This is a genomic window from Paenibacillus glycanilyticus (assembly GCF_051200795.1).
GTDB lineage: Bacteria > Bacillota > Bacilli > Paenibacillales > Paenibacillaceae > Pristimantibacillus > Pristimantibacillus glycanilyticus.
On the sequence record NZ_CP195155.1, the window covers coordinates 1271155 to 1280000 of the forward strand.

Consider the following 8846-nt stretch of genomic DNA (forward strand, 5'->3'; position numbering starts at 1 on the left):
GGATAATAGAGATAGACAGCGGCTGATAGACAGGAGTGAACACAATGCTGAGTTTAGGGGCAAAAGTTGTTATTATCGCTGACCAATTCGAGCAAAATCTCCCTATTGGGGAGTATGGTTATATAATCGCTTACGACCGCAATCCGGACAATGTGTTCGATTATGTGGTAAGAGTGCCTGCGGCTAACCGCAATTTCCTTGTTCCAGACGAGGATATTGAACTGGAGGAAGTGCTGCTGCAGGAAGAGGTTGACCGGATCGAGCGGGAGGCGTTGATTGATTACGCGCTGGCCACGTATAACGAAGAGCTTTTCAACCGGATTGTAAAAGGCGAAGAAAAGCCCGAGGAGAAGGACAATACGGGCGGCGAGAGCCAGACAACGGAAGACTTTATTCGCCAGGTTAATCTGAAGGCGTGGATATAACGGCAATCATCGCAATCATCCAAGCGGAGCTTATCCCTTAACGGGAGAGGCTCCGTTTCATTTTGCCTGCCTGGACCACTTTGTGAAATGGCGATTATAAGCTATAATAGGAGGAATGAGTAGAAGGCTTGAAAGGGAGGACGAAGCATCCATGAGCATTACGATTAAAGACGTAGAGCATGTTGCGAATTTGGCGCGGCTGGAGCTCTCGAATGAAGAGAAAGAACAATTTACGGAACAGCTGAATGCGATCCTGAAATATGCGGAAAAGCTGGACAGCCTGGATACGGACAATGTAGAGCCGACCAGCCACGTGCTGCCGATTACGAACGTGATGCGGGAAGATATTACCCGCGAATCGCTTCCGATTGAAAAAGTGCTGCTTAACGCACCGGACGAAGAAGACGGCCAGATTAAAGTGCCGGCTGTATTGGAATAGAACTTTAAGGTACTTGAAGGGAGGAACTGCTGTTGTCACTGTTTGATTTACGCCTACAGGATGTACATAGCAAGCTTAATAACAAAGAATTGACGGTTTCCGATTTGGTGGACGCTTCTTACCGCCGGATTGCGGAGACAGACGAAACGATTAAGGCTTTCCTAACATTAAATGAAGAGAATGCCCGCCGCCAGGCGGATAGCCTGGACAAGCAGCTTCTGGAGGGCGGCGAACGCGGTCTTCTGTTCGGACTGCCGGCCGGCGTGAAGGATAACATCGTAACGGAAGGGCTGCTTACGACATGCGCAAGCCAATTCCTGAGCAACTATAATCCGATTTACGATGCAACAACGGTATCCAAGCTGAAATCCGCTCAGTCGGTTACGATCGGCAAGCTGAACATGGACGAGTTCGCGATGGGCGGATCGAACGAGAACTCCAGCTACTATCCGACTCGCAACCCATGGAATCCGGAATACGTTCCGGGCGGTTCAAGCGGCGGCTCCGCGGCTTCGGTTGCCGCGGGACAAGTCTACTTCTCCCTTGGCTCCGATACGGGCGGTTCCATCCGCCAGCCGGCTGCGTACTGCGGCATTGTTGGCCTTAAGCCGACATACGGCTTGGTATCCCGCTTTGGTCTTGTAGCGTTTGCTTCTTCATTGGATCAGATCGGTCCGCTCACGAAAAATGTTGAAGATTCCGCTTACGTGCTGCAATCGATCGCGGGTTACGACGAGAAGGATTCGACATCTGCTAACGTTGATATCCCGGACTACACCAGCGCTCTTACCGGCGATGTGAAGGGTCTTCGCATTGGCGTGCCTAGAGAGTACCTGGGCGAGGGCATTGACCCGAAGGTGAAGGAAGCCGTTATGCAGGCTCTCAAAACCTTCGAAAGCATGGGCGCAACGTGGGAGGAAGTATCGCTGCCGCATACCGAATACGCGATTGCGACTTACTATCTGCTCGCTTCCTCGGAAGCATCGTCCAACCTGGCGCGTTTTGACGGCGTTCGTTACGGCGTTCGCGCGGACAACCCGGAGAACCTGATCGATCTGTACCGCAAATCGCGCAGCCAAGGCTTCGGTCCGGAAGTCAAACGCCGGATCATGCTCGGCACTTACGCGCTTAGCTCCGGATATTACGATGCGTACTACCTGAAGGCGCAAAAGGTCCGCACGCTGATCAAGCAGGACTTCGATAATGTCTTCAACCAATACGATATCATCATCGGCCCTACGGCTCCGACAACGGCGTTCAAGATTGGCGAGCAGGTTGGCGATCCGCTGACGATGTACCTGAACGATATTTGCACGATTCCGGTAAGCCTTGCGGGCATTCCGGCAATCAGCGTTCCGTGCGGAACGGCGGACGGCATGCCTATCGGCCTGCAAATCATCGGCAAGGCATTTGATGAATCGACCGTGCTGCGTGCGGCTCATGCGTTTGAGCAGCAAACCGAATTCCATAAATTACGGCCGCAGCTAGGGTGAAGGGAGAAATAACGATGTCTGAAGCGACTCAATACGAAACGGTAGTTGGTCTCGAAGTACACGTGGAGCTGCATACCAACAGTAAAATTTTCTGCGGCTGCTCTACGGCCTTTGGAGCTCCGGCTAATACTCATACATGCCCGGTATGTCTCGGGCACCCGGGCGTTCTGCCCGTCTTGAACAAGCAAGCTGTCGAATACGCGATGAAAGCGGCAATGGCGCTTAATTGCGAAATCGCCGACATTAGCAAGTTCGACCGTAAAAACTATTTCTATCCGGATTCGCCAAAAGCGTATCAGATCTCGCAGTTCGATCAGCCAATCGGCCAGAACGGCTGGATTGATATCGAAGTAAACGGCGAGACCAAGCGGATCGGCATTACCCGCCTCCATCTGGAGGAAGACGCCGGCAAGCTGACCCACGTTGACGGCGGATATGCTTCCCTTGTTGACTTTAACCGCGTCGGTACGCCGCTTGTCGAGATCGTATCCGAGCCGGACATCCGCACGCCGGAAGAAGCGAAGGCTTACCTTGAGAAGCTGAAAGCGATTATGTTGTACTGCGAAGTATCGGACGTGAAGATGGAAGAGGGCAGCCTCCGCTGCGACGCTAACATCAGCCTTCGTCCATACGGGCAAGAGAAGTTCGGTACGCGTGCCGAGCTGAAGAACATGAACTCGTTCCGCGGCGTTCAGCGCGGTCTCGAATACGAACAAATCCGCCAGGCGGAGATTTTGAATGAAGGCGGCCTCGTTGTGCAGGAGACGCGCCGCTTTGATGATACGCTGGGCAAAACCTTTTCGATGCGCGGCAAGGAAGAATCGCATGATTACCGTTACTTCCCGGACCCTGACCTGGTTCGCCTGAACATCAGTCAGGAATGGAAAGACCGGGTCCGCGCTTCGATTCCGGAGCTGCCGGATGCGCGCAAGGCGCGTTACACAACCGAATATGGCTTGCCTTCCTATGATGCGGAAGTCATTACTTCTTCGAAGAAGCTTGCAGACTTCTTTGAGGAAAGCCTGAACTATACAAAGGATGCTAAAGCGGTATCCAACTGGATCATGGGTGATCTTCTCGGCTATCTGAACGCGAACAGCCTAGAGCTTTCCGAAGTGAAGATTACCGGCCAAGGTCTTGGAGAGATGATTGGTTTGCTCGAGAAGGGCACCATCAGCAGCAAGATCGCCAAGACGGTCTTCAAGGCGATGCTGGAATCCGGCAAACTGCCGCAGCAGATCGTTGAAGAGCAAGGCCTCGTCCAAATCAGTGACGAAGGCGCGCTTGTGGCCGTAGTGGATCAGATCATTCAGGCGAATCCGCAATCGGTAGAAGACTTTAAAGCAGGCAAAGATAAAGCGATCGGATTCCTGGTCGGCCAAATTATGAAAGAGACGAAAGGCAAAGCGAATCCGGCTCTTGTGAATAAGCTTCTGCTTGAACGTCTGAAAGCCTAATTGCCGATTTATTTGACGCCGCTCATCCTAAGCGATGGGCGGCGTCTTTTCATGTAATGCAGGTCCTTATGCATACTAATATGGTACAATTATCATGATGAAAGGTTGTGCTGCACTTGGGTCATGATCTCGCGAATCCATGGTACATTAATGAGTTTCATCTCGGGTTAAGGCTGCTTCTCGCCATGCTCCTCGGCGGACTGATCGGCCTCGAGCGCGAACAGTCGAATCATGCGGCAGGGCTGCGCACGAATATTTTGGTATGTATCGGTTCTTGTTTGCTAATGCTCTTATCGATATATGGTTTTTCTTCTTTTGTTAACGAGACGAATGTCCGGGTCGATCCGGCCCGTTTGGCGGCGGCTGTTATAACCGGCGTCGGGTTCCTCGGGGCAGGCACGATTTTGTTTACGGGCAAGTCCATTACGGGGCTGACGACGGCGGCTTCCTTGTGGGTGGTCTCGGCGATAGGGCTTGCGGTAGGCGCAGGATTTTATTTTGCCGCGGTAACCACAACGGTTCTGGTTCTGCTTATTCTTTGGGCTTTCAACAAACTGGAGAAAAGATACATCAGCACGAAGCGGGAGCATAAATTAGTCCTTCAGGCGGATGAGCAATCCACCATTGTCCTTACGCTTAACGCTCTGTTGACCGAGAAGCAGATTACGATCCGCAAGGTCATGCTGGAGGAAAGCGCGAAGCATGAGCAGGGCGTGCAGCAGTTTATGCTCCATTTGACCGTGCAATTGCCGAAGAATGAATCGTTATTGGCTTTACTGGAACAAATCAAGCAGATGGAGGGCGTGCATTGCGTGAGCTCGGATTAGATCGGCCAAAGAGCAGACTTCTTACGTTATTACTCGCATTCGTGCTCCCCGGAGCCGGGCATTTGTATACGGGGCGTTATCAGAGAGGACTGCTCCTGACCGCCGGTCTAGTTCTTGATATAGCGGCTATTATCAGGTTGGCAGATGCAAACGCGGCAAGGCATCTGCTCTTTATCGTCTATTTGGGAATTACGCTGCCGGTGTATTATTTCATCAGCGTGTTTGATGCCCTGCAGACCAGGGCTGATGCCAAGGATGGTTCAACGGATCAATTGTCGCCGGTAATCGGCCTGCTCATTATGGCTGCCGGTGTACTGCTGTTTATTTTGACCGACCCTCCCGCGGCGCTTATTCCGTGGATGGACGACTTGGCGGAAATGGCGGTAGGACCGTTTTTAATGGCGGTGGCGCTTGTTGTATGGTTTTCGCGAGTGAAGGGAGATCAGTCCATGTTTCGATTGGGGCGGTTCACAGCCGCCGTGTTTATTATTGCAATTGGCGGCCTGCTCTTATGGGATCAGGTGAAAGGCCGCAATGACGTAGCCTTATTGGGCAAGTGGTGGCCTGCCGTATTTATTTTGCTCGGGGCCGAGATTATCATTTATAGCATCGTTTACCGGAAAGCGGCGAGAAAGCTGCGATTTGATTTTTCCGGAGCTATTATCGCTATTGTTATATCCGTTGTTGCTTTTACGGTGACCCAATACGCCGAGCTTCCCTTCCGCTGGCTGGACCAGTATGTTGATTTGAACGGCACGCCGGATTACGGCGAAGAGAAGGGCTTTAAATTCGTGAAAGAGACGGATACGGTACCTTTTGACGCTGCCGCCATATCCAAGCTCAAAATCTCCAATCCGAACGGGAAGGTTACGGTCCGAGGCGGCGGCACGGATCACCTCGTAATAGATACCGAAGTATGGGTGGACGTCACGGATGAGCAGGAAGCTCAACAGATTGCAGACAATTCGGCTGTAGAAAGAGTGTCGGATGCCGATTCGATGGCGATAACGGCGAAAGGCGAGCCATACGGTACGAACGGAAGCCGCAAACCGCGCATTAATATCGTTGTTACGGTTCCGCAGACAACCGTTACCACCCAGGAGGTAAACACGGACATTCCGTCTACGGATCCGAACTCTAATTTGAATTCGAATGCAACGGAGACTCCCTTAGACGAAGCGGAAAAGAATTCCGTTCCCCAAATGGCGGTAACGGTTGATGTCAATAACGGTCCCGTATCCGCAAGCGGATTGAATGCACCCGGCGGAGTCCAGCTGAAGAGCGACAATGGCGATATTGAAGCCCAGCAGATTGAAGGGCCGCTGGTGATTCACGGCCTGAATGGAGGGGTTAAACTCCAGACCGTAACGGGCGATGCCGATTTATCCACGAAGAACGGTGCGATTACCGTTGATGCGCTAACCGGCAATCTGACTGCCGAAACCTGGAATGGAGCCATGACGTTGAGCGGTATTGCCGGGAGCGTGGGAGCGGACACGAAAAACGGCAAGATTGCCATGAAGGAAGTATCCGGAGAGGTGAAAGCATCTACGTTAAACGGCAATATCGAGCTGACTAGCCATACAGTGGGCGGGGATTGGGATTTGGACAGCACGGTTGGAGAGATTAAGCTTCTTGTTCCGGCGGTAGGGGACTATTCCGTATTTGGTTCGGTAACGTTTGGAAGCATTACGACCGATCTGCCGCTTACGGTAAACAAGAAAACCGTTCGAGGAACTATAGGCGCGGGTACTTACCGAATTCAAGTGAATGCGACTAACAGTATTTACATACAGATGAATGAGGCGGGTTGATGAGCGCTTTCATTGACAAACCATTTTGAATGAACGTACAATAGTTCTATCTAGTAAAAGAAAGGCGTGAGGGGAATGGGAGCCAGCGTTACCGAAGCAATTGAGCAATTGAAGATGAATGGCGTCCGTATGACCCCGCAACGTCACGCCATATTGAGTTATTTGATGGGCTCGATGTCACATCCGACAGCCGATGAAATCTATAAGTCGCTGTCTCCGAATTTTCCGAGTATGAGCGTGGCTACGATATATAATAACTTGAGGTTATTTGTCGAAGCGGGTCTAGTTCGCGAATTAACCTACGGTGACGATTCCAGCCGTTTTGACGCGGATTTGTCCGACCATTACCATGCGATTTGCAAAAGCTGCGGCCAGATCGTAGATTTTGAATACCCGCCGCTGCTTGAAGTCGAGCGGGCTGCTTCCAATAAGACCGGTTTTATGGTTGAGGGACACCGTATGGAGATTTACGGAGTATGCTCCAGCTGTAGCGAGACGGCTAGAGCGTAAACGGTAGGTTGTTTATAGTTAAGATGAAATAAGGCGTGCATAGATGCGGTAATTCGCGGATTTGCACGTCTTTTTTTACAGACGAGAATCATCACATACGACCCTTATTAGGCCATTTGGGTGACAATTCTTTAAGCTTAAGCGTTCGACGCAAGAATCATCACAAGTGGCCCTGATAAGGCCGTTAGGGTGACAATTCTTTTTAGGAGAGTGAGCAATTGGAGACGATGTACACCAGAGCGCCGCGTCGCCGAAAAGGCGGGGGAGCATGGTATACGATGCTGTTCCTGTTATTTATCGCAGCAGCGATGGGCGTTTGGTTTATTTACATGAAGTTTATACCGAATCAGCATATTGCGGTTCCTGACTACGGGATGGAACATCCGATAACCTATCAAGGCGAAATCATGGATCAAGGTGCTTTTATACAAAACGATGAAGTCATGCTTCCGATATCCGCTTTGCAAAAGGCGCTTGGACCGGACGAGCCCGTATATTATGAAGCGGAGACCGGCTCCATCATTTTGACAACGACCAATAAAGTATTGAGGCTGAAGACGGATGCTTTGACGGCAGAGCTCAATCAAAAGCCATACGAATTGCATATCGCGGCACAGACCAAGGATGATGCCGTTTATATACCGATTACGCCGCTTGAAGAACTTTACGGCCTCAAGACGGAATACAAGGCCGACTCCGGCATCGTTATTTTACTCCAGGCAGGGGAATCTATTCAGCAAGGAAAGGCTTTAAAATCCAAAGGTAGCGCGATACGGACCAAGACAAGCATCCATTCCCCTATCGCGGAAAAGGTACCGCAAGGCGAGACGGTCCGCATCTGGGGTGAGGAACACGGATGGTTATTCGTGCAAGGTCCGCAAGGACAGCTGGGATATATGCAGAAGTCCAATGTAGAGCTGGCCAGCATAGAAAAGGTTCCTCAAGCAGCCAAGGAAGAGGCTTTTATACCATGGAAAGTACTCGGCAGCAAAATTAATCTCACTTGGGAAGCCGTATACGATAAAAATCCGACTCCGGATTCCATCGGTACGCTAAAAGGGGTTAATGTAGTAAGTCCAACCTGGTTTGAGCTGCAGGATGGACAGGGAACGATTAAAGGCAAGGCGGATCCGGCTTACGTACGTTGGGCGCATGATCAAGGCATGCAGGTTTGGGCTTTATTCAGCAATGGCTTTGAGCCCGATCAAACAACGGAAGCTTTGGCGAAAGCCGATACACGCTTCAAAATGATCCGTCAGCTGCTCGCTTTTGCGCAGACCTATCATCTTCAAGGCATTAATATCGATTTCGAGAACGTACGCACATCCGATAAAGCGAATTTGGTTCAATTTGTAAGAGAGCTAACCCCTCTTCTCCATGAACAGGGACTTGTCGTATCGATTGACGTCACGCCGAAATCCAACAGCGAGTTATGGTCCCTGTTCCTTGACCGTTCGGCGCTTGGGCATACCGTCGATTATATGATGGTAATGGCCTATGACGAGCATTGGGCTTCCAGCCCGGAAGCGGGTTCCGTTGCATCGCTTGGCTGGACGGCAAGCGCGGTCAAACGGATAATCGAAGAAGACGGCGTATCCGCGAACAAAATCATTCTAAGTATGCCGCTTTATACCCGGATATGGACGGAACAAAACGGGAAAGTGACTTCCAAAGCGGTAGGGATGGACAAGGTTAAAGATATTATCGCAAGCAAGAAGCTTACTCCCAAGCTCGACGTGGCTGCAGGACAGAATTACGTGGAGTATAAAGAGAATGGCGCTTTAAACCGGATATGGATTGAGGACGCTTTGTCGATCCAATCCCGTGTGAAGCTAATGCGTGAGCTTGGTCTCGCCGGCGTGGCCACATGGAACCGTTCCT

General features: G+C 51.1%; 8 protein-coding genes (1 of these 8 running past the window's edge). All 8 read left to right on the forward strand.

Annotated elements, in window-relative coordinates; all coding sequences use genetic code 11:
- Positions 1-44: 44 nt before the first annotated feature.
- Entirely contained in the window at positions 45-425 is a 381-nt protein-coding gene (locus ACR9FF_RS05675) for an ATPase (RefSeq protein WP_127498643.1), read from the forward strand.
- Between the two features lie 151 nt (positions 426-576).
- Entirely contained in the window at positions 577-864 is a 288-nt protein-coding gene (gatC, locus tag ACR9FF_RS05680; RefSeq protein ID WP_201008391.1) for an Asp-tRNA(Asn)/Glu-tRNA(Gln) amidotransferase subunit GatC, read from the forward strand.
- 32 nt (positions 865-896) lie between these two features.
- Positions 897-2357, forward strand: coding sequence for an Asp-tRNA(Asn)/Glu-tRNA(Gln) amidotransferase subunit GatA (gene gatA, locus ACR9FF_RS05685; RefSeq protein ID WP_201008390.1), 1461 nt, complete (start codon positions 897-899; stop codon positions 2355-2357).
- A 14-nt stretch (positions 2358-2371) separates the two neighbouring features.
- Entirely contained in the window at positions 2372-3814 is a 1443-nt protein-coding gene (gene gatB, locus ACR9FF_RS05690) for an Asp-tRNA(Asn)/Glu-tRNA(Gln) amidotransferase subunit GatB (protein WP_116393734.1), read from the forward strand.
- A 185-nt stretch (positions 3815-3999) separates the two neighbouring features.
- Positions 4000-4641, forward strand: a complete 642-nt coding sequence (locus ACR9FF_RS05695) for an MgtC/SapB family protein (RefSeq protein WP_373312825.1) — start codon at positions 4000-4002, stop codon at positions 4639-4641.
- Positions 4623-6455 (forward strand): DUF6677 family protein, encoded by a 1833-nt coding sequence (locus ACR9FF_RS05700; RefSeq protein ID WP_435169626.1) that lies wholly within the window; start codon positions 4623-4625, stop codon positions 6453-6455. The genes ACR9FF_RS05695 and ACR9FF_RS05700 overlap by 19 nt, the downstream gene beginning before the upstream one ends.
- Positions 6456-6530: 75 nt before the next feature.
- Positions 6531-6965: a peroxide-responsive transcriptional repressor PerR gene (gene perR / locus ACR9FF_RS05705; protein ID WP_116393737.1), complete on the forward strand. Its 435-nt coding sequence runs from the start codon at positions 6531-6533 to the stop codon at positions 6963-6965.
- A gap of 227 nt (positions 6966-7192) precedes the next feature.
- Positions 7193-8846 carry the 5' portion of a glycosyl hydrolase family 18 protein gene (locus tag ACR9FF_RS05710; RefSeq protein ID WP_435172039.1) on the forward strand. The gene runs 56 nt beyond the window's last position, so only the first 1654 of its 1710 coding nucleotides appear in the window; its start codon is at positions 7193-7195; its stop codon lies beyond the right edge, outside the window.